Origin of the sequence: Lutibacter litoralis, assembly GCF_014646675.1 — a bacterium.
Classification (GTDB): Bacteria; Bacteroidota; Bacteroidia; order Flavobacteriales; family Flavobacteriaceae; genus Lutibacter; species Lutibacter litoralis.
Genome location: NZ_BMNS01000003.1, coordinates 155,892 through 176,202 on the forward strand (window position 1 = coordinate 155,892; position 20,311 = coordinate 176,202).

Sequence of the window (20,311 nt, forward strand, 5' to 3'; positions counted from 1 at the left end):
GTATTAATAAACATTAATTTAAAAAAAAGTAAAATGAAAATTTTAAAAATTATAATCATATTCTTTTTGATAGCATTAACTTCTTGTGTAAGCCAAAAAAAATACACCGATTTGCAGAATCAAAAAGAACGATTTGAAAATGATTTAGCAACCTGTGAAAATGAACAACTAATTTTAGACGCTAATTTATTAAACGAACAAAGTAAAGTAGCAAAATTAGAAAACCAATTAGACTATTTTAAAAGTACCAATACTAATTTGTTAGAACGCCTTTCAGATTTATCTATTGTTAGTAAATCTGGAGCAGAAAGTATTAAAAAATCTTTGGAAGCATTAAATCAACAAAATAAATATATTATGGATTTAACAACTTCTATACAAAGAAAGGATTCTTTAAACTTAGTGTTAGTAATGAATTTAAAAAGATCTTTAGATAATTTTGAAGATGAAGATATTAATATTGAAGTTAAAAAAGGTGCGGTGTATGTGTCTATTTCAGATAAAATGTTATTTAAATCTGGAAGTTATAATTTAAGTCCAAAAGCAAAAGAAGTAATTGGTAAAATAGCAAAAATTATGAACGACCATAAAACATTGGATATTTTGGTTGAAGGACATACAGACAATGTGCCAATTTATACTGATTGTATTTTAGATAATTGGGATTTAAGTGTAAAAAGAGCTACTTCAATTGTGCGTTTAATGCAAAAAGAATTTAGTGTTCAACCTGAAAGAATGACCGCCGGGGGTCGCTCAAAATACATTCCAAAAGATACTAATGAAACAAAAGAAGGTCGTGCAAAAAACAGAAGAACTGAAATAATTATTTTACCAAAACTAGATCAGTTCTTTAATTTATTAGAAACTTCAAAAACTTAAAAAGATTGGTACGTTTTACCGCTTCTTCAATTTAAAATTGAAGTTATGTTAACATAAATTTTATAATTTAATTAGGTATAATAGAATTAAAAATGAACATAGGTTTAGTACTTTCCGGAGGTGGAGTTAGAGGAATAGCGCACATTGGAGCAATACAGGCCTTAGAAGAAAATAGTATTAAACCCAATTATATTGCTGGTACAAGTGCAGGTGCAATTGTGGGTGCTCTATATGCAAGTGGATACAGTTGTAATAAAATGATGCAGTTCTTTAATAATGTCCAAATATTTTCTTTAAGTAAATATGCAATTAATAAACCAGGTTTTATAGATACTGAAAAATTTTATAATGATTTTAAATCTTATTTTCCAACAGATAATTTTGATAATCTAAATAAAAAACTTTTTGTTACTGCAACAAATTTATTAAGCGGACAATTAAAGGTCTTTAGTAAAGGAGAATTAATAAAACCAATTTTAGCATCGGCAGCATTTCCTGGAGTGTTTACACCCGTTAAAATTAATGAAGAATATTATATAGATGGTGGTGTTTTAAACAATTTTCCAGTAGACTTAATCTCATCATATTGTAATAAAATAATTGGGGTTTATGTAAACTCTTACAATACTATTAATGGTAATACTTTAAAACACTCTTATAATGTTATAGAACGTGCTTTAAAAATTAAAAGCGCTCATGATTCAATTAAAAAGTTCAAAGCTTGTAATTTAATTATTTCACCAAAAGATTTAAATAATTATAGTACTTTTTATATGACTAATTTTGAAGAAATATTTAAATTAGGATATGAATCAACAATTAAAGTTTTAGAAAGCGAACAAGGAATTCGATTTCTAAAATCGAATTTTGAACTTCAGTAGAATGAATAGTAAGTTCTTAAAAATATGGATAATTAACAAAAGGATTTTTTAAATAATTATAGGTAAAAATCTTGAGTATTTTAAATAGTTTATGTTGCTATTTTTTAGTTCGCATATTTAGGATAATCGGTTAATCCTTTTTCGCCTGTATCTGAATAAAAAGTAGCAGCATCCCAATCTGCTAACGGAGCATTTTTTTCAAATCGTTCCGCTAAATCAGGATTAGAAATAAATAATTTGCCATAAGCTACTAAATCTGCTAAATTATCTTCAATAATTTTATTTCCTTTTTCTTGATCAAATTTACTATTTATAATAAGAGTTCCGTTGTATAAAGGTCTAAAATGTTTTGCAATATTTTTAACGGCATATTTTACTTCGGAAACATCTGTAAAAGGTTCAGATAAATGTACATAGGCTAAATTATAAGTATTTAGTGTTTTTAATACATATTCAAATAATGGAATTGTTTCTTGGTCAACATCAATTCCATGTGAATTATGCATCGACGGATTAAAACGAACACCAATGCGGTTTTGAGGAAAAACTTCACTAATTTCATCTAAAACTTCAAAGAAAAAACGAGCACGATTTTCAATACTTCCACCATAATTATCAGTTCTTTTGTTTGAACTATTATTAAAAAATTGATGAAATAAATATCCGTTTGAAGAATGAATTTCTAACCCATCAAACCCAGCTTTTTTTGTATTAATTGCCGCTTGTTTAAAATCTTCAATAGTACTTTTAATGTCTTCTAAAGTCATTTCCTTGGGAGTAACAGTATCTTTAAAACCATTTGGAGTGAAACTTTTAGAGTTTGGATTTAAAGCACTTGGTGCTAAAGGTAATTCACCGTTATGAAAATCTGGATGCGAAACTCTACCAACATGCCATAATTGAATAAATATTTTACCACCTTCTGTATGCACGGCATCTGTAACAGCCTTCCATCCTTTAATTTGAGCTTCAGAATAAATCCCAGGTGTATTTACATAACCTACAGCACGCTTAGAAATTTGAGAACCTTCAGAAATTATAAGCCCTGCACTTGCGCGCTGTTTGTAATATTTTACATGTAATTTGGTTGGAGCATTTTCTTTATTATTAGCCCTGGAACGAGTCATAGGTGCAATTACCAGTCTGTTTTTTAGGAGTAAATTTCCCATTTTATAACTAGTAAGTAGTGGTTGAATTTTAGACATCTTCTTTAAACTTTTAACTATTGTAAAGTTAAATAAAAATGTGTTTAGATAAAAATCATTTTAGCTTAATGATTTTTATCGTTTAATTATTTCAAAATCTTGAGGATTATCATTTTAAGATGCAGTAATAGTACATAGTTTTATATAAAATAATTTATTGTTTAATTTAAAAAATGTTTTATTATGAAAACTGATAGTGAAATTAAAGACGATGTTCTTGATGAATTAATGTGGCAACCTAATGTAGACGAAACACAAATAGGTGTTATTGTTGAAAAAGGTGTGGTAACACTTACTGGTATTGTAGATACCTATGCTAAAAAAGTGGCTGCTGAAAAAGCTGTAAAAAATGTAGTTGGTGTTAAAGCAGTTGCTGATGATATTGAAGTTAAGTACGGCGATGCTTATAAAAAAACAGATAAAGAAATTGCAAAAGCTGTTGTAAATGCCTTAAGTTGGAATGCTTCTGTTCCAGATGACAAAGTTGAAATTGAAGTGCGAGATGGTTGGGTGTATTTATCTGGAGAATTGCAATGGTTTTATCAAAAAGATGCAGCTAAAAAAGCTGTTGAAAATTTATTGGGTGTAAAAAAGGTGGTTAACAATATTACTTTAAAACAAGCCATTGAACCTTCTGAAATTAAAAATAAAATTTCCAAAGCTTTTGAACGATTGGCAGATTTAGATGCACAAAATATTAAAGTTGAAGTAGATGGACATAAAGTAAAGCTAAAAGGTAAAGTACATTCTTATGCAGAAAAAGAAGAGGCAAGAAGAACCGCATACTTTGCTCCAGGAGTTTATGATGTAGAAAATGAGTTAGAAATAATTCATTAGTTGTAATTTTAAATTAATAAAAAAATATCTGGGTGTTAAAACTCAGATATTTTTTAGAGTAGTATGAAATTTCAGAAGCAAAATTAAAGATATACATATTTTCTTTATTAAATTATCTTAATTGTTTCTATGTCAAATAATAATAACGCATCAATTTAATAAAACTTTTTAGAATTAAGTAGTCTGTTACTTCTCAACAGATAAACACCACTCCAAATAGTGTTTTTAATACTATTTAAAATGGTGCAATCTTTTCCAACAATTTTTAATTTTTTGTTGAATTAAGAAATCTCAATCATTTTTGGTGTGTGTTTTTTAGCTTCTTCTTTTTTTACCAAGTTAAATTTTAGAATACCATTTTTGTAAGTTGCTTTTATTTTTTCATCTACAATAGAATCCGGTAACTCTAAAGATCTTTCAAAAGAATTATAGTTAAACTCTCTTCTAGTGTAATTTTCGTCCTTCTCTTCCTTTTTTTCGGTTTTTTCAGCTGAAATATTTAGACATCCATTATCAATAGAAACTTTGAAATCTTTTTTGTCAAAGCCAGGAGCTGCTAATTCAATTTCAAATTCATCTTGTTTTTCTTTAACATTTAAAGCTGGTTCACCAGCTCTTTTTAACCAAAAACGGTCATTAAAAAAATCATCAGTATCAAAAAAATCTGAAGTGATTAGGTTATTCCATGGATTTCTCTTTTTTAAATTAATTAGTGACATAGTATTATTTTTTAAAGTTAAACTTTCAATTACCCAAATTTAGTGGTATCAACTAGTGTATAAAATGATGTGAATCAATTGAAGGTCTTTTTTCATTGATATTAGTAAGAATTAAAAAAAGAAATTGTAGAATAATATTTATATTACTGATAATTATCAATTTATCACTGTTTATAAAAAGAATTGCCCTTTAAAAATATAAGTGGTTTACACGTTGTTTTTTTGTAAATTAGTATATTCTATTTGCAACTGGTTTATAAAGGTGTTTGATCTTTATTTATGTTAAAAAACAAATTAAGGTACTTGGTTTTAGACAACCTAAAATAGTTTGTATCTTTATTTTTTAAAAATACATTTGTCCTTATTAAAAAATATAATATTTAATAGCGTCTAAGATTTTATAATTTATGAAAAAATTAATTAATTATTTACTTCAAGGTATATTGTATATCGCACCTCTGGGAATAACAGCTTATATTATTTATGCTGTTTTTATGTTTATGGATGGTTTATCACAAAAATTAATAGCTAACTTTTTTGATGTAAAAATCCCGGGCTTAGGTGTTTTATCTTTACTGATATTTTTAATAGTTGTTGGTTTTATAGGGAGAACCATTATTGCACAACCCTTAAAAATTGTTTTTAAAAAGATAATTGATAGTATTCCATTGTTAAAATTTGTTTACACTGCTTTAAACGATTTATTTTCGGCATTTGTTGGCAAAGAAAAAAAATTCAGTAAACCTGTATTAGTAAAAGTTAATACCATTTCAGATTTAGAAAAATTAGGTTTTATTACCGAAGAAAATCTAGAAATTTTAAATGAATTAGATAAAGTTGCTGTGTATTTTCCACATTCGTATAATTTTTCAGGTGAGTTATTTATAGTTCCTAGAAAAAATATAAAACCTTTAGAAGTAAACTCAAGTCAGGTTATGAAATTTATTGTCTCAGCAGGTTTAACGGGGTGGGATAAAGAAGAAAAATAATTTTAAGATAATAGATACAAAATACAAATGAAAAAGGAAACTCAAATAAAATGTCCAAATTGTGGCACCTCAATAGATGTACAAGATATCTTATCACACCAATTAGAAGAGGAAATTAAGCAAAAATACCAATCGAGAATTGCGGCCGAAAAGCAAAAATATCAAAAAAATTTAGAAATCTTAAATAAAGCTAAAGAAGCTTTTGAGGAAAAGAAAAAGCAAGAAAATGAATTATTTAAAAGTCGTTTAGAGGCGCAAATAAAAGAGGAAAAAAAGGTTATTGAATTAAGGTTAAAATCAAAATTAAGAGAAGAACAATCCGAACAATTTAATGCTTTACAAAAAGAATTGAACGAAAAATCTGAGCAAATAAAGGAGTTAAATCGTACCAAGGCCGAAATAGAAAAGTTAAAACGTGAAAAAGCAGAGTTAAAAGAGATTGCAGAAGTTGAAGCTCAAAAAAAACTGAGCGAAACTTTATTAACGGAAAGAGAGAAAATTAAAAAATCTGAAGCAGATAAAAACGAATTGCGTTTTAAAGAATTGCAAATGCAATTAGAAGCTCAAAAAAAACTTACCGAAGAAATGAAACGTAAGCAAGACCAAGGTTCTATGCAAATGCAAGGAGAAGTGCAGGAATTAGCAATAGAAGAATGGTTAGCGGCTAAATTTCCATTAGACACAATAGAGGAAATAAAGAAAGGAGCTAGAGGAGGAGATTGTATTCAAATTGTACATACACGAACCGAGCAAAATTGTGGTTCTATTTATTATGAAAGTAAGCGAACTAAAGATTTTCAACCAAGTTGGATAGAAAAATTTAAAGCAGATATTAGAGATAAAGGGGCAAATATTGGAGTATTGGTTACAGAAGTTATGCCATCTGATATGGATAGATTTGGTCTAAGAGAGGGGATTTGGATTTGTAACTATGAGGAATTTAAAGGTCTTTGTACTGTTTTACGAGAATCTATTATTAAAATTAATAACGCCATAAGCACCCAAGAAAATAAAGGCGATAAAATGGATATGTTGTACGATTTTCTAACCAGTAACACTTTTAGAATGCAAATAGAAGCTATTGTTGAAGGTTTTACCCAAATGAAATCTGACCTAGAAAGTGAAAAACGTTCTATGCAACGCATTTGGAAACAGCGCGACAAACAAATAGAAAAAGTGGTTACAAATACAATAGATATGTATGGTTCTATAAAAGGAATTGCTGGTAATGCTATACAATCTGTAAAGGCACTAGAACTACCTGGAAGTGAGGATGATGAGCAACCTTTTTTGGGGTAAGTAATTTTTTAATTCCTATTTTTTTTAAAGAATAAAACCTCAATCTTTGACCTAAAGTCAATTAATTGAGGTTTTTAATTTGTAGAAGTTATATATTTTTATGTTTGCAAAAATATCGAACTACTTTTTTTATTCATATTTTAAATAAGTAGCAACTTCGATTTTTACTTCGCTCCAAGTTTTAGAAACTCCATCAGTACCAGTATGTAACTCTTTACAAACTTCATTTAACGATTCAATTGCAGTCTGCGCTTGCCAATTATCTAAATCCATTATAGCTTCAATAGAAACCATTTGTTCACTCATTATAAATGTAATTGGTAAAGCTTGTGTAATACCATTCATTACAATATCAACAGTTCCAGATGTTTCATTATTTATATGTATGGTTCCAGAAATTAAAGATGTGTTTTTTAAAGCACCAAAAAAGAATTTTTTTAGTTTAGAATCTCTAATTGTGTCATTTGTAAATAAGCTACTTACAGGGATGCTAAATTTTAAATTGTTGAGTGCCTCTAACGCCGTTTTTGATTTAGAGGAGTTTTCAATATTAAGTTGCGTAAATTGACCTTTTACAGGTATTTTGTCATTGGTTTTATAAGCAATCCAATTTACAGTTGTAGTTTTAGGTTCTACAGTATACCCTTTTTCTTCGGTGTTTTTTACTTCTTTTTTTTGAGTGTTTTTACATGAAACAACTGCTGTTAATGTTACAAGAATTAAGATTTTAAAAATATTTTTTTTCATTATAATAAGTATTTATTTACAAGTTTAATATATTCTTTTTTAGCTTCTTTTTCTGAGAGATGACTTAATTGAAACCAAGCATTTAATTTAAAAGCATTTCTTAGTTCAATATCACCTGATGGGTTTTCATAATTATTGCCTTTTGTTGCTTGTTTATAATATGCATAGAATTGAAGCATTATATCAGGTGGTAATTTAATGTCTGTAGTTGATGCCTTAAGGTATGCAGCTTCAAATTCCTTATTTAAAATTTTTTCCATACTACTTATTTCAATCCTATATTTCGGCAATAGTTTGTATTCCTCCTTTAACTTTATCGTTTAAATTTACTTTAATTTTAGTGTTTAAAGGTAAAAATAAATCAACTCGAGATCCAAATTTAATAAACCCCGCATCTTCACCTTGAATTACTTGCATATTAGGTTTTGCATAATTTACAATGCGTTTCGCTAAAGCGCCTGCAATTTGTCTATACAAAACGTCTCCATAAGTTTTATTTTCAATTACAACTGTAGTTCTTTCGTTTTCTTCAGAAGATTTTGGATGCCAAGCAACTAAAAACTTACCCGGATGGTATTTGCTAAATTTTACAAGTCCACTTACAGGGTATCTTGTTACGTGTACATTTAATGGTGACATAAATATTGATACCTGTATTCTTTGATCATTAAAATATTCTTTTTCAAAAACTTCTTCAATAACAACTACTTTTCCATCAACAGGAGCTATAATTGCAGAATCATTTAAAGTAGTATTTCGTTTTGGGTTTCTAAAAAACTGCAAAATAATTATATAAAAAAGTAATAATGATACAGCTAAAAGTTTATTTAACCAGTTTATACTTACAAAATTTTCAATAAGTATTATTCCAACTCCAATAATTATAGTTGAAATTAAAATTATTTTATAACCCTCTTTGTGAAACATAACTAATGTGCTAATTGTAAATAGATAAAAATGAATGGAGCTGCAAAAATTACACTATCGAACCTGTCTAAAAAACCTCCGTGACCTGGAATAAAGTTACTACTATCTTTAACCCCAGCTTGTCTCTTAAACATAGATTCTATTAAATCTCCTAACACTCCAAATATACTAACTATTCCTGCAATAACAATCCATTGGGTTTGTGTTAAGCTTGTAAATTGATGTGTTAATATAAAACTGGCTATAAAAGTAAATAACATTCCTCCAATAAACCCTTCAATAGTTTTGTTTGGTGAAATTCGTTCCAAAAGTTTATGTTTTCCTAAATTTTTACCAACTAAATATGCAAAACTATCGTTTACCCAAATTAAAATAAAGACACCTAAAATGGAGGAGTTTACATAGTTAAAAGAAGCGTTTAAAAATGGAATTTGAACAATTAATGTAAACGGAACGACTATATAGATTACAGATAAAAATATTTTTCCTAAATGACTAATTACTTCTTCTTTTTTAGCAAATAATATCGATGCAAAAGTTATAAAAATAGTTAAAAATAAAGCGACTCCAACATATTCGAAAATTATCCTTGAAGGAATGTCTTCAACATTTAAAATGTTTCCAAAAACGAAAAACAAACAGCCAATTAAGTATGGAAACACACTTTTTAAAGCTATCATTTTTTTAAATTCATACAAACACAACATCATTAAAGCAAAAAAAAGACAAATAAATGTAATTTTACTGTAGAGTATTGAAAATATTAAAACACTTACAAAAACTAGTCCTGATAGTGCTCTTGTTAAAAGTTTTCCCATAAATTATAAATCTTCAAAAAGCAGTAAATATAGGTTTTTTGAATTTGTATTACCATAATTCATAAAATCATCATCTTTACAGTTTAGATTGTAATTTTTAATAGCACTAATGTTACTTGGTATATTGCCTTGGTAACGTGTTTTTATGCCTGTTAAACTTTCACCTTTAGATGCTACTAACTGGCTGGTTGTAGCATAAACTATAAAATTCTCTGATAATTCGGAGATTTTATGCTCTTTTAGTTGATTTGAAGAAAATAAAATACTTCCATTTTCAGCAATTAAGTGCTCACAACTTAAAAATATCGGAAATTGTTGCGTTAGTTTATCAGTAGTTTTAAGACTTAATGATTTTATAAGTTTTAATAAATCATTATCGTTACAGCTAATAGTTTTCCAAGAGTTTTCTTGAATTATATTATTTAAATTTGCAATTACCTCTTGTAATGTGGTGCAATACAAAAACTTACCACTATTCTTAATAAAATTTTTAACAAAAATTTGATCAAGTGGTAAGTTTTGTAATTCTGAAAATGGTTCTTCAGTTACCTTTTCTTTTGGAGTATTAAATAATTTTTTGAATAAATTCATTAGCTACTTTGAATAAATTCAAAATTATGAAAAACTTATGAAACTACTCCGTTGTTTCCGATGAATTTTCAATATTTGGTGCTTCAGAAGAATGTATTTCTTCAATTTTCTCAATTACTTCATCTTTATCAAATGGTCTGCTACCAAAAATCACTTCTAAATCCTTTTTAAAGATTACTTCTTTTTCCAATAAAAGCTCAGCTAAAGTTACCAACTTTTCTTTATTTTCGGTTAGTATTTTTATGGCTCTTTGGTATTGTTCTTCAATAATTAGAGAAATTTCTTTATCTATAGTTTGAGCTGTTTCTTCACTATATGGTTTTGTAAAATTATAATCAGACTGACCGCTAGAATCATAATAAGTTATATTTCCAATTTTGTCGTTTAGCCCATAAACAGTAACCATTGCTTTAGCTTGTCTTGTTACTTTTTCCAGGTCGTTTAGTGCACCAGTAGAAATTTTATCGAACATTAATTTTTCTGCTGCTCTACCTGCTAAGGTAGCACACATTTCATCTAACATTTGTTCTGCTTGCACAATTTGACGCTCTTCTGGTAAATACCAAGCAGCTCCTAAAGATTGTCCTCTAGGCACAATAGTAACTTTTACAAGAGGTGCGGCATGTTCTAACATCCAACTAGCGGTGGCGTGTCCAGCTTCGTGAAAAGCAATTGTCTTCTTTTCTTTTGGAGAAATTAATTTATTTTTCTTTTCTAAACCTCCAACAATTCTATCTACGGCATCTAAAAAATCTTGATGATGAACAGCTTTTTTATCTTGTCTAGCAGCAATTAGAGCAGCCTCGTTACACAAGTTTGCGATATCTGCTCCAGAAAAACCAGGTGTTTGTTGAGATAAAAATTCTACATCAACATCTTTATGAATTTTTATAGGTTTAAGATGAACTTTAAAAATTGCTTCACGCTCTTTTAAATCAGGTAAATCAACATAAATTTGTCGGTCAAATCTACCTGCTCTTAAAAGTGCTTTATCCAATACATCGGCACGGTTGGTTGCTGCAATAACGATTACATTAGTATCGGTTCCAAAACCATCCATTTCAGTTAATAGTTGGTTTAAGGTGTTTTCTCTTTCATCATTTCCACCTGTCATATTGCTTTTTCCACGTGCTCTACCAACAGCATCAATCTCATCAATAAAAATAATTGAAGGTGCTTTTTGTTGTGCTTGTTTAAATAAATCTCGTACTCGAGATGCTCCAACACCTACAAACATTTCAACAAAATCTGAACCAGAAAGTGAGAAGAAAGGAACTCCAGCCTCACCTGCAACAGCTTTTGCTAACAAGGTTTTACCTGTTCCTGGAGGTCCTACCAATAAAGCTCCTTTTGGAATTTTTCCACCAAGGGAAGTATATTTATCTGGACTTTTTAAGAAATCTACAATTTCTTGTACTTCTTCTTTTGCACCTAATAAACCAGCTACATCTTTAAAAGAAGTTTTTACTTTTTGATCTTGATCGAATAATTTAGCTTTAGATTTTCCAATACTAAATATTTGACCGCCGCCACCTCCTGAGCCACCGCCAGACATACGACGCATAAAGTAAATCCATAAACCAATTAAAAATATAAATGGTAAATAAATAAATAATTGATCTAACAGATTTGTTTTTTCTTCAAATTTAATATCAAAATCAAGCTGATATTCTTCTTTTGAAGCTTCTAATTTTTCTTGAAAATTCTTTAAATCACCAAATTTGTAGTAGTAAATTGGTGAATTTGCAGTATAAAGTGAACCTTTATTTTTTTTATGTTGTTCTTTTTCTAGCGCCTCATTCTTTATAAAAATGTTGGCAACTGCGTTATTTATAATTGAAATGCGTTCAATATCATTTTCTGAAAGAATGTTTTCAAATTCATTCTGACTCAAATTTTTAGTCGATAAACTATCGCTATTAAAGATCTGATAACCTATAAAAAGTACAAAAATAGCTCCGTAAATCCAGTAAAAATTAAATTTAGGAGGTTTTATATTCTTATTTTTTGAAGTATTTTTTTTCTCTTGACTCATTTAGTTGTTTTTCAATAAGTTGAAATTATTTCTTAATTAGATGTAGGTATTAATGTAATTTTAGCATCACCCCACAGGCTTTCAATATCGTAATATTCTCGAGCATTTTTTTGAAAAATATGCACTACTACATTAATATAATCTATTAAAATCCATTCGGCACTTCCTTCACCTTCAACGTGCCAAGGTTTTTCTTTACACAATTTACCAACTTGCTTTTGAATAATACCAGAAATGGCATTTACATGGGTATTAGAAGTACCAGTAGCTATAATAAAATAGTCGCAAACAGTATTTTCTATATCTCTTAAATCTAAAATTTGAATATCAATACCTTTAACTTCGTCTATTGCCTTAATAATCACCGCAATTAATTCATCTGCGCTTACATTTTTTTTTGTCATTAATTTTTTTTATTTGGTTGCAAAGTTATTATTTTTTTATCATAAATTGTCAAATAAATAACTTTGTTATAATTATAACCTTCAAATGAATATAATCAAACTTAATGCCATTGATTCTACCAATTCTTACTTAAAGGAGCTCGCTCAAAAAAGCACTTTAGAAAACTTTACGGCTGTGGTAGCTAATCAGCAAACTTTGGGGAGAGGACAATTAGGAACAACTTGGGAGGCAGAACAGGGTAAGAGCCTGACGTTTAGCTTGTTGTTGAATTTTAATAGGTTTAGAATTCAAGATCAGTTTTACCTAAGTATGGCAGTTTCTTTAGGTTTAATTTCAGCTTTGCGACCCTATCTAGGTATGTCATTAAATATTAAATGGCCAAACGACATATTGGCAGAAAAAGATAAATTAGCAGGTATTTTAATTGAAAATGTTTTAAAGGGTACAAATATTCATCATTCAATTATTGGTATTGGTTTAAACGTGAATCAATTAGAATTTCCAACAGATATTGGAAATGTAACTTCTTTAAAAAAACTTACTGGTACAAATTTTAATTTAGATGAATTGTTATTTAAAGTTGTTGATTCTATTCAAAAATATGTCGATTATTTAGAAAAAGAAGACTTCCAGTCTTTAAAAAAGATATACTTGGCGCAATTGTATAAAATTAATACGCCATCAATGTTTGAAGATGCTAACGGATTAATCTTTTTAGGTAAAATTTGTACTGTTGACGAAAACGGAAGACTTGTAATTGAGCTTGAAAACGAAAAAACTCGCAAATTTAATTTAAAAGAAATCAAATTTGCGAGTCGTTAAATATTGTTTTTGTTATCCCTTATAATTTTGAAGCATTTTCAGTTAAGGTATCAATAAATTTTTGAAGTGGTTTTTTTACCATCATCGCCATCATTGGATTAAAATCACCTTCAAATAATAATTGTGTTTCACAAGAGTTTTCTGCTACTACATCAATATTAACTGTAAGAGAAAAATCCAATTTGCTACTTGCAGCTCCTAAAATAATTTTATTAAATTCTTGTTTTTCTTTAACAACCAGTCTAATTTCAGGCATCCCCTTTAAACCGAAAATAAACGATTCACCATCAACTTCAAACTTGGTGTTGTTTTCGGGCATTAAATGTTCAAAATTATTGAGATCTGTTAAATATTCAAAAAAATCTTTTTGAGATTTATTTATAACTGATTTTTTAGTTTCTAAATTCATATTAGTTTTTTATTGATTCCATTCACTTGGATTTTCTCTCCAAAGTTGAAGTGTTTGTAATTCTTTTGTTGAAATGTAACTGCTATCTAAAGACTGCTCTAGTAAGTGATCGTAATCGCTCAATGTAATTAATTTAACATCAGCTTCTTTAAAATTTTCGTCTGCAATTCTAAAGCCGTAATTAAATATCGCGACCATTCCTTTAACATTAGCACCTGTTTCCTTTAAAGCTTTAACAGCGTTTAAACTACTTTTTCCGGTACTTATTAAGTCTTCAACAACAACAACATTTTTGTTTTTTTCTAAAAGTCCTTCAACCTGATTTTTTCTTCCGTGGCTTTTCGGCTCTGGTCTAACATACACAAAAGGCACATTTAAATGTTGGGCAACCAAAACTCCAATAGCAATTGCACCAGTTGCAACACCAGCAATAACATCGGGTTTTCCATATTCTTTTTCAATAATAGTGGCTAAATTTTCTCTTAAATAATTTCTTATTTTAGGGAAAGATAGCGTTGTTCTATTATCGCAATAAATAGGAGATTTCCAACCAGATGCCCAAGAAAACGGATCGTTTGGTTGTAGCTTTATGGCTTTTATTTGTAATAAAAGCTCAGCAGTTTTTTTTGCAGTATCTTTGTTGATAATCATAATGCAAATGTATAAAGTTTTTGTGAATGACTGTCCAATTATTTTGACAGAAAACAATAATATTTCAACAATATATAAAAAGGAAACTTTCAAATCCTTTAATATTAAGGGAATTGTAGCTGATTTATTTCAAAATAAATTAAGTGGAATTTGTATTATTTGTAGTGATTTAGAAGAAGCTTGGAAACAGTTTCGATCTCATTTTAAAATACAAAAAGCAGCAGGAGGAAAGGTGTTGAATTTTAAAAATGAAGTACTTTTTATTTATAGATTTGATAAATGGGATTTACCAAAAGGTAAACTAGAAAAAGGAGAATCTGTTGAAGATTGTGCTGTTAGAGAAACTGAAGAAGAATGCGGGGTTACAAATCTGACCATTAAAAAATCGTTGCAAACGACCTATCATATTTTTGAAAGAAAAGAAAAAACTATTTTAAAAATTACTTATTGGTTTTTAATGAAAACAGATTTCTCTGGTATTTTAATTCCTCAAGCAGAAGAAGCTATTAAAGAAGCTGTTTTTAAGAATAAAGTCGAAACTAAAGAAGCTTTAGCAAATACTTACGAAAACATTAAACTATTATTTTAAACGTTTTCGTAACTCGTTAATTATAATTGTTTAGTCCTTAGAAAAAGCCTTATATTTGCCGCTTTTTAAAATTAACTACTTATGAATGAATTTATTACAAAAAGAGTTTCAAACGTTCGAAACGATGTTTTATCAGGAATAACAGTTGCTTTAGCTTTGGTGCCAGAAGCTGTTGCGTTTGCGTTTGTTGCAGGTGTTGATCCATTAGTAGGTTTGTATGCTGCTTTTATAGTAGGTTTAATTACTTCAATTTTTGGAGGAAGACCAGGTATGATTTCTGGAGCAACTGGTGCATTAGCAGTAGTAATGGTAAGTCTGGTTTCTGAAGGAAATGCTTTAGGAGATCCAGGCGAAAATTTAGGACTCTATTATTTATTTGCAACCGTAATTTTAATGGGAGTAATTCAAGTTTTAGCAGGTGTTTTAAAACTTGGTAAATTTGTTCGTTTAATTCCACATCCAGTAATGATGGGCTTTGTAAACGGATTGGCTATTGTAATATTTCTTTCACAATTAGGAATGTTTAAAAGAACAGTGGCAGGAGAAAAAGTTTGGTTGCAAGGCAGTCAATTATTTTTAATGATTGGTTTGGTAGCTTTAACAATGCTTATAATGTGGGGTTTGCCAAAAATTAAAAAAGCTAAAAAATTACCAGAGGCTTTAATCGCTATTTTGGTAGTAACTGGAATTGCTATTTTTATAAAATTTGATGTTGCAACTGTTGGATCTTTTATACGTGATGGTGGTGGAGCTGGTTTAAAAGGAGGTTTTCCAACTTTAAAATTAGAAACATTTGCAAAAATTCCATTTACCTGGGATTCTATTGTGTTTATATTTCCGTATGCATTAATATTAGCTGCAATTGGATTAATAGAGTCATTAATGACGTTGAACTTAATTGACGATTTAACTGAAACGCGAGGAAATGGAAATAAAGAATGTGTTGCGCAAGGAAGCGCAAATATTGTAACAGGTTTATTCGGTGGAATGGGAGGTTGCGCTATGATTGGACAGTCTATTATAAATATAAAAGGTGGAGGTAGAGGTAGATTGTCTGGAGTTGTAGCAGCAGTAATGTTGCTATTATTTATATTATTTGGTTCATCATATATAGAGCAAGTTCCAATTGCTGCACTTGTAGGAGTTATGTTTATGGTAGTTATTGGAACATTTGCATGGAGTAGTTTTAGAATTATTAATAAAATTCCACGAGCCGATTTATTTGTATTAATTCTAGTTTCTGCATTAACTGTTATTTTTGATTTAGCTATTGCTGTAATTGCAGGGGTAATATTTAGTGCATTGGTATTTTCTTGGGAAAATGCTACCAGAATTAGAGCCAGAAAAAGAATGAAAGAAGACGGTACCAAAATTTATGAAATTTGGGGACCTTTATTCTTTGGGTCTATTTCAACATTTATGGAAAAATTTGATGTAAAAAACGATCCTGATTCAGTTGAAATTGATTTTGTTGAATCTCGTGTTGCAGATCATTCAGCTGTAGAAGCGATTTTTAATTTGGTTGAAAAATATGAAAATGCTGGTAAAACAATTCATTTAAAACATTTAAGTGAAGAATGTAAGGTGTTATTGTATAAATCTAGTCCAAAGTTTTATGAAGTTATTTTAGAAGCTATAGACGATCCACGTTATCATTTAGCGGCAAACCCTGAAGAATTTACTAAAGGTTTATTTGAAAAATAAAACTGTCATATCTGCGTAGGCAGGTATCTATTTTCAATATATAAGTGGATTCCTGTTTTCACAGGATTGACAATAAAGTCTCTTTTTTGTCTTAGATATAGGAAGTTATAGTATTTTTTAAAACAATCACGTTACCCTGCATCCATAGGCAGGTATCTATCAAATTGTAGAATTTTCTAAAAAGTAGCCGAATCCTTTTTAGTGTTTAAATTCATAATAATTGCCCTGGCTAAAACTTCAATTGTAGAAATTTTGTAGGATTTTTTAGCTAGATTTTCTTTAAAAATAGTAATTAGTACCCACATTAGTTAACAGAAATCGCTAAATATAAAACTCCAAATCAATAGAAATAAAATTATGGTTTTTAATATAAACGAATGCAATGCTAAGTATAAAAGGGCACAGAAATAATTATTGAAAACAAGATTTTATAACTTTAACTATGAGAATAGAAAAAAAGGGATAAAAATATTTACATAAGAAACAGAAGGCTCTCATCTTGCAGTTGATAATCCTCGTAATCATTTGGCAGAAACTCCTGAGATATTTAAATAGTTCTTTATAAGTGTACTAATAGTTTTAGAATGAGTGCAACCCCTAGTAATTAGTTTTAATTTTGGACTATATTGATTGTTATTAGAATTTACCAATTAAATAAATGTAGGTATTTTAAATTGATTCAAAAAAGTAACACAAACTGTTTAGAAATATAAATAATAAAGGACTTTATAAGTTTTAGTAATCACATGACTAGTTAAAAAGAATTATCAAAGCTTAAAAGAAATTATTGTGCAAAATAAAAAACCCACTTCCGTTTATTGAAGTGGATTTTTTGTTAATTATAATAACAATAATAATTAGTCAGTATAAAATGCTTTTACTTGCCTCAATTCAATATAATCTTCATCACCTAATGATCCATCGTTTTTTACATAAAGCATAATGTAACGAGTATATACTGTTGTAAATTGAATTTTTAAGGGGTCAGAAACAGTGTTTGAATCAATTTCAGTTCCTTCACCCACTTCAGTGTAAGGAAAAAGTTGAGACCAATTGCTATCTGAACTTGATGGTGCTGCCGTAGCATTAGGGTATGCATAAGCTTCAATATGTGTTGCTTTACCATCTGAAAACATCTGAAAAACACTCATAGTATTTATAAACTGTTCGCTACCTAAGTCAATCACAAGAATTCCATAGGCATTAAAATCAAAATCATCTATTCCCCAAGTTGCTCCAGAATTTCCGTTTTGACGGTAACTAAAATCAGGGTCATTTACATATGGTTCTTGATCACACAGTGAACCTCGGGGATACCATGCATCATTACAAGCAGGATCTGATGATAACTCCTCATAAATAGAAGCGCTTTCACCCTTCACAGCAATTTCAATGACATCAGCTGAACCCCCAGAAAGATATGAATTCATAAAATTCACACCTTGAACACCTATTTCAGAAGGAGAACAGCCGTCTCCATTAACTAATTCATCTATCGGAGTCTCAGCGCATAAATCAAGTTCATTTAGTATACCATCATTATCTATATCATTATCACAAACGTCTCCAATACCATCTGAATCAAAATCCAATTGATCTGGATTTTCAGTTTGAATACAATTGTCAATGTCATCCATAACACCATCGTTATCGCTATCTCTTTGAGAAATGGAACATCCATTTGCATCTGCAGCTTCGTAAGATGGAGTATCAGGACATAAATCAATATCATCAGTTACACCATCTTCATCTGTATCTTTTAATTCAAATAGTGCCGTAACAACTTTATTAGCGTCTAAGACAACGAAAATATTATTTTCTGTTATTAACGGATCTGTTGCATTTTCTGATTTCCACCCTTTGAATAGGTAAAATTCAGCAGGTACAGCATATAATTGAACAACATTACTATTAGGTTGACTAATGGAAGCTATAGTTCCAGAGTTTGCAGGTTCAACCTTTGTAGAAAGATTATAATTATTTACAATTGCTTCTTCGGGAGCACATGAAATTGTTAATAAAAGTAGAAAAAAGGCGTTAAAATAAGTTTTCATAGATAGTTCTATTTTGTTTTTTTAAATAACTTAAAATACTCTTTATGAAAAAAGTAAAGAACAAATATAGACGTTATTTTTAATGAATTGTAATAATTTTAAAAAAATATATAAATTATCAATAAACATTTTAAAAAATATATAAATTATCAATAATCATTTTTAATTAAGATATTTATTTATAATAATTTCAATATTGAAATTATTGAATTTTTTTAATTAAAAAATTGGTGTCATTGAAGTAGGGTTTTTCTTTACAAAATTAATCTAAATATCAAAGAAAAGAAATTAGTATTTTTACGATTTAAGATTTTTTTTGATTAAAATCTAGAGCTTTCTAAATAGATTCTTGTAAAAAAGTAGCCCACTCTTTTTTAGTGTTTAAATTCATAATTATAGCCCTGTCAAAAACTTCAATTGTTGAAATTTTTGCGGGGTTTACTTTTTTAAGCTGAAAATCTAAACGTGCATTGTCGTCTGAAATATCTAAATTTAAAAGGCTTTTCCAGAAGCAGTTCTTCATTTTTATAGGATGTCCATTTTTTCCTTGATACTTAGGGAATACAATTTCATTCTTTAATGAAATAATTTCAGAAAGCTCTTCTGAATTTAAAATTGGAATATCAATATTATTTACTAATATTTCAGAAGTTTTTGGAACCACTTTTAAAATTGTTTGAAGCGTTGAAAAAGGCCCATATTCGGGATTTTTATTAATGATTACTTTTACTTTCAACCCCTCATATTCTATAAAATTACGTTGTGCATTTTCTAACCAAGGAATGGCATTAAAATATTGTTCAAAATTAAAACCTAGTCCAATATAAATTTCTTTAATATTGGCTTTTGAAATTCTATGTAGTTGTTCTAAAATCCAATACGTTTGTTGGTATTTCAATAAGCCTTTTGCAATACCCATTCGTTCAGATTTTCCACCGGCAAGTAATACAAAAACAGGTTTATTTTCCATAATGTACTTTCAACAACTCGGCAGCAACACTTATGGCGATTTCTTTGGGTGAATTGCCTCCTAAATCTAAACCAACCGGACAATGTACAGGTGAAATACCAGCTCCAAAATTCAATTCATTTCTAAGCATATTGTTAAATTTATTCTTTTTGGTTTTACTGCCAATTAAGCCAATATACTTAGTTTTAGAATGTAAGGCCAACGCAGTTATTTCAAAATCTAATTTATGATCGTGTGTCATAATAACCACATAACAATTAGGCCCCCAATTAATAGATTGTTTATACAAATCAAAATCAATATTTGAAAAAGTAATATTTTTATCAATTGTCAAGTTTTCTTTCCAATTTTTACGCACATCTAATAAAGTTATATTAAAAGGAGTATCTTTTAAAACATTGCATAATTCCATGCCAATATGGCCTGCTCCAAATAAGTACAATTCAGGAGTTTTATTCATAGGTTCAATTATTAATTCTACTTTTCCTCCACAGCATTGCTCAAATTCTGGTCCAAGTGTGTAAGAAAATTCTTTTATAGTATTTTCAGTTATGGCAATTACAGCTTCATCAATAACTTGAAATTCTAATTTTCCACCTCCAATAGTTCCAAAAATTTCTTTCTGTTTTGTAACAATCATTTTTGAAGCAACTTTACAGGGAGCAGAACCTAAAACTTTCGTAACGGTAACCAGCGCAATAGGTTGTTTTGTGCGTTTAAATTCTGAAAGTAATTCAATCCAATTATTCATTTAAAAAGGTTTAACAGTTTGGATTTTTA

General features: G+C 28.9%; 22 protein-coding genes. 8 read left to right on the plus strand and 14 right to left on the minus strand.

What is annotated here, in order from left to right:
- Nucleotides 1-33: 33 nt before the first annotated feature.
- Both IEW75_RS05545 and IEW75_RS05550 read left to right on the plus strand, forming a co-directional pair.
- Nucleotides 34-879 carry an OmpA/MotB family protein gene (locus tag IEW75_RS05545; RefSeq protein WP_134247738.1) on the plus strand — a complete coding sequence of 282 codons (846 nt, stop codon included), beginning with the start codon at nt 34-36 and terminating at the stop codon, nt 877-879.
- Nucleotides 880-971: 92 nt separating this feature from the next.
- Nucleotides 972-1,760: a patatin-like phospholipase family protein gene (locus IEW75_RS05550; protein WP_134247739.1), complete on the plus strand. Its 789-nt coding sequence runs from the start codon at nt 972-974 to the stop codon at nt 1,758-1,760.
- A 104-nt stretch (nt 1,761-1,864) separates the two neighbouring features.
- Here IEW75_RS05550 and IEW75_RS05555 read toward each other — a convergent pair whose 3' ends face one another.
- Nucleotides 1,865-2,965 (minus strand): alkene reductase, encoded by a 1,101-nt coding sequence (locus IEW75_RS05555; RefSeq protein ID WP_134247740.1) that lies wholly within the window; start codon nt 2,963-2,965, stop codon nt 1,865-1,867.
- 183 nt (nt 2,966-3,148) lie between these two features.
- Between IEW75_RS05555 and IEW75_RS05560 the strand changes: the two genes are divergently transcribed.
- On the plus strand, nt 3,149-3,802 hold the full coding sequence (locus IEW75_RS05560) for a BON domain-containing protein (RefSeq protein ID WP_134247741.1): 654 nt from the start codon (nt 3,149-3,151) through the stop codon (nt 3,800-3,802).
- A 281-nt stretch (nt 3,803-4,083) separates the two neighbouring features.
- Here IEW75_RS05560 and IEW75_RS05565 read toward each other — a convergent pair whose 3' ends face one another.
- Complete coding sequence (locus tag IEW75_RS05565) at nt 4,084-4,521, minus strand: Hsp20/alpha crystallin family protein (RefSeq protein WP_134247742.1); 438 nt, start codon at nt 4,519-4,521, stop codon at nt 4,084-4,086.
- Nucleotides 4,522-4,928: 407 nt separating this feature from the next.
- Here IEW75_RS05565 and IEW75_RS05570 point away from each other — a divergent pair, with 407 nt between their 5' ends.
- On the plus strand, nt 4,929-5,510 hold the full coding sequence (locus IEW75_RS05570) for a DUF502 domain-containing protein (RefSeq protein WP_134247743.1): 582 nt from the start codon (nt 4,929-4,931) through the stop codon (nt 5,508-5,510).
- A gap of 27 nt (nt 5,511-5,537) precedes the next feature.
- The gene (locus IEW75_RS05575) at nt 5,538-6,809 is read left to right on the plus strand and encodes a DUF2130 domain-containing protein (protein WP_134247744.1); all 1,272 of its coding nucleotides are present in this window, start codon (nt 5,538-5,540) and stop codon (nt 6,807-6,809) included.
- A 129-nt stretch (nt 6,810-6,938) separates the two neighbouring features.
- Here the strand turns inward: IEW75_RS05575 and IEW75_RS05580 are convergent, their stop codons facing one another.
- The 7 genes from IEW75_RS05580 to rsfS are packed head-to-tail and all read right to left on the minus strand — an operon-like array spanning nt 6,939 to nt 12,331.
- Nucleotides 6,939-7,556 carry a YceI family protein gene (locus IEW75_RS05580; protein WP_134247745.1) on the minus strand — a complete coding sequence of 206 codons (618 nt, stop codon included), beginning with the start codon at nt 7,554-7,556 and terminating at the stop codon, nt 6,939-6,941.
- The gene (locus IEW75_RS05585) at nt 7,556-7,816 is read right to left on the minus strand and encodes an acyl-CoA-binding protein (protein ID WP_134247746.1); all 261 of its coding nucleotides are present in this window, start codon (nt 7,814-7,816) and stop codon (nt 7,556-7,558) included. Before IEW75_RS05585 ends, IEW75_RS05580 begins: the two co-directional genes overlap by 1 nt.
- Before the next feature lie 16 nt (nt 7,817-7,832).
- Nucleotides 7,833-8,483 carry a phosphatidylserine decarboxylase family protein gene (locus tag IEW75_RS05590; RefSeq protein ID WP_134247747.1) on the minus strand — a complete coding sequence of 217 codons (651 nt, stop codon included), beginning with the start codon at nt 8,481-8,483 and terminating at the stop codon, nt 7,833-7,835.
- A gap of 2 nt (nt 8,484-8,485) precedes the next feature.
- The gene (locus IEW75_RS05595; RefSeq protein WP_134247748.1) at nt 8,486-9,301 is read right to left on the minus strand and encodes a phosphatidate cytidylyltransferase; all 816 of its coding nucleotides are present in this window, start codon (nt 9,299-9,301) and stop codon (nt 8,486-8,488) included.
- A 3-nt stretch (nt 9,302-9,304) separates the two neighbouring features.
- Nucleotides 9,305-9,892 (minus strand): LUD domain-containing protein, encoded by a 588-nt coding sequence (locus IEW75_RS05600; protein ID WP_134247749.1) that lies wholly within the window; start codon nt 9,890-9,892, stop codon nt 9,305-9,307.
- Between the two features lie 43 nt (nt 9,893-9,935).
- On the minus strand, nt 9,936-11,927 hold the full coding sequence (ftsH, locus tag IEW75_RS05605; protein ID WP_134247750.1) for an ATP-dependent zinc metalloprotease FtsH: 1,992 nt from the start codon (nt 11,925-11,927) through the stop codon (nt 9,936-9,938).
- Nucleotides 11,928-11,959: 32 nt separating this feature from the next.
- Nucleotides 11,960-12,331: a ribosome silencing factor gene (gene rsfS / locus IEW75_RS05610; protein ID WP_134247751.1), complete on the minus strand. Its 372-nt coding sequence runs from the start codon at nt 12,329-12,331 to the stop codon at nt 11,960-11,962.
- A gap of 85 nt (nt 12,332-12,416) precedes the next feature.
- On the opposite strand from rsfS, the gene IEW75_RS05615 reads away from it, so the two are divergent.
- Nucleotides 12,417-13,154: a biotin--[acetyl-CoA-carboxylase] ligase gene (locus tag IEW75_RS05615; protein WP_134247752.1), complete on the plus strand. Its 738-nt coding sequence runs from the start codon at nt 12,417-12,419 to the stop codon at nt 13,152-13,154.
- Nucleotides 13,155-13,173: 19 nt separating this feature from the next.
- On the opposite strand, the gene IEW75_RS05620 is transcribed toward IEW75_RS05615, so the two are convergent.
- Complete coding sequence (locus tag IEW75_RS05620; RefSeq protein ID WP_134247753.1) at nt 13,174-13,563, minus strand: SRPBCC family protein; 390 nt, start codon at nt 13,561-13,563, stop codon at nt 13,174-13,176.
- 9 nt (nt 13,564-13,572) lie between these two features.
- Nucleotides 13,573-14,214: an orotate phosphoribosyltransferase gene (gene pyrE, locus IEW75_RS05625; protein ID WP_134247754.1), complete on the minus strand. Its 642-nt coding sequence runs from the start codon at nt 14,212-14,214 to the stop codon at nt 13,573-13,575.
- A gap of 7 nt (nt 14,215-14,221) precedes the next feature.
- Here pyrE and IEW75_RS05630 point away from each other — a divergent pair, with 7 nt between their 5' ends.
- Together IEW75_RS05630 and IEW75_RS05635 are read left to right on the plus strand one after the other, a co-directional pair.
- The gene (locus IEW75_RS05630; protein WP_229714404.1) at nt 14,222-14,803 is read left to right on the plus strand and encodes an NUDIX hydrolase; all 582 of its coding nucleotides are present in this window, start codon (nt 14,222-14,224) and stop codon (nt 14,801-14,803) included.
- An 81-nt stretch (nt 14,804-14,884) separates the two neighbouring features.
- Nucleotides 14,885-16,507 (plus strand): SulP family inorganic anion transporter, encoded by a 1,623-nt coding sequence (locus tag IEW75_RS05635; RefSeq protein WP_134247756.1) that lies wholly within the window; start codon nt 14,885-14,887, stop codon nt 16,505-16,507.
- Nucleotides 16,508-17,364: 857 nt separating this feature from the next.
- Here IEW75_RS05635 and IEW75_RS05640 read toward each other — a convergent pair.
- The 3 genes from IEW75_RS05640 to xdhC form a co-directional block, all read right to left on the minus strand.
- Nucleotides 17,365-18,561 (minus strand): thrombospondin type 3 repeat-containing protein, encoded by a 1,197-nt coding sequence (locus IEW75_RS05640; protein ID WP_134247757.1) that lies wholly within the window; start codon nt 18,559-18,561, stop codon nt 17,365-17,367.
- Nucleotides 18,562-18,898: 337 nt separating this feature from the next.
- Nucleotides 18,899-19,531: a nucleotidyltransferase family protein gene (locus tag IEW75_RS05645; RefSeq protein WP_134247758.1), complete on the minus strand. Its 633-nt coding sequence runs from the start codon at nt 19,529-19,531 to the stop codon at nt 18,899-18,901.
- On the minus strand, nt 19,521-20,282 hold the full coding sequence (gene xdhC / locus IEW75_RS05650; protein WP_134247759.1) for a xanthine dehydrogenase accessory protein XdhC: 762 nt from the start codon (nt 20,280-20,282) through the stop codon (nt 19,521-19,523). Before xdhC ends, IEW75_RS05645 begins: the two co-directional genes overlap by 11 nt.
- Nucleotides 20,283-20,311: the final 29 nt, after the last annotated feature.

Coding starts and splice junctions, on each gene's coding strand:
- IEW75_RS05555 (WP_134247740.1), bottom strand. CDS start 2,965: ATGTCTAAAATTCAACCACTACTTACTAGTTATAAAATGGGAAATTTA.
- IEW75_RS05575 (WP_134247744.1), top strand. CDS start 5,538: ATGAAAAAGGAAACTCAAATAAAATGTCCAAATTGTGGCACCTCAATA.
- IEW75_RS05545 (WP_134247738.1), top strand. CDS start 34: ATGAAAATTTTAAAAATTATAATCATATTCTTTTTGATAGCATTAACT.
- ftsH (WP_134247750.1), bottom strand. CDS start 11,927: ATGAGTCAAGAGAAAAAAAATACTTCAAAAAATAAGAATATAAAACCT.
- IEW75_RS05640 (WP_134247757.1), bottom strand. CDS start 18,561: ATGAAAACTTATTTTAACGCCTTTTTTCTACTTTTATTAACAATTTCA.
- IEW75_RS05620 (WP_134247753.1), bottom strand. CDS start 13,563: ATGAATTTAGAAACTAAAAAATCAGTTATAAATAAATCTCAAAAAGAT.
- IEW75_RS05565 (WP_134247742.1), bottom strand. CDS start 4,521: ATGTCACTAATTAATTTAAAAAAGAGAAATCCATGGAATAACCTAATC.
- IEW75_RS05570 (WP_134247743.1), top strand. CDS start 4,929: ATGAAAAAATTAATTAATTATTTACTTCAAGGTATATTGTATATCGCA.
- IEW75_RS05600 (WP_134247749.1), bottom strand. CDS start 9,892: ATGAATTTATTCAAAAAATTATTTAATACTCCAAAAGAAAAGGTAACT.
- IEW75_RS05595 (WP_134247748.1), bottom strand. CDS start 9,301: ATGGGAAAACTTTTAACAAGAGCACTATCAGGACTAGTTTTTGTAAGT.
- IEW75_RS05580 (WP_134247745.1), bottom strand. CDS start 7,556: ATGAAAAAAAATATTTTTAAAATCTTAATTCTTGTAACATTAACAGCA.
- pyrE (WP_134247754.1), bottom strand. CDS start 14,214: ATGATTATCAACAAAGATACTGCAAAAAAAACTGCTGAGCTTTTATTA.
- IEW75_RS05550 (WP_134247739.1), top strand. CDS start 972: ATGAACATAGGTTTAGTACTTTCCGGAGGTGGAGTTAGAGGAATAGCG.
- IEW75_RS05635 (WP_134247756.1), top strand. CDS start 14,885: ATGAATGAATTTATTACAAAAAGAGTTTCAAACGTTCGAAACGATGTT.
- rsfS (WP_134247751.1), bottom strand. CDS start 12,331: ATGACAAAAAAAAATGTAAGCGCAGATGAATTAATTGCGGTGATTATT.
- xdhC (WP_134247759.1), bottom strand. CDS start 20,282: ATGAATAATTGGATTGAATTACTTTCAGAATTTAAACGCACAAAACAA.
- IEW75_RS05645 (WP_134247758.1), bottom strand. CDS start 19,531: ATGGAAAATAAACCTGTTTTTGTATTACTTGCCGGTGGAAAATCTGAA.
- IEW75_RS05585 (WP_134247746.1), bottom strand. CDS start 7,816: ATGGAAAAAATTTTAAATAAGGAATTTGAAGCTGCATACCTTAAGGCA.
- IEW75_RS05590 (WP_134247747.1), bottom strand. CDS start 8,483: ATGTTTCACAAAGAGGGTTATAAAATAATTTTAATTTCAACTATAATT.
- IEW75_RS05560 (WP_134247741.1), top strand. CDS start 3,149: ATGAAAACTGATAGTGAAATTAAAGACGATGTTCTTGATGAATTAATG.
- IEW75_RS05630 (WP_229714404.1), top strand. CDS start 14,222: ATGTATAAAGTTTTTGTGAATGACTGTCCAATTATTTTGACAGAAAAC.
- IEW75_RS05615 (WP_134247752.1), top strand. CDS start 12,417: ATGAATATAATCAAACTTAATGCCATTGATTCTACCAATTCTTACTTA.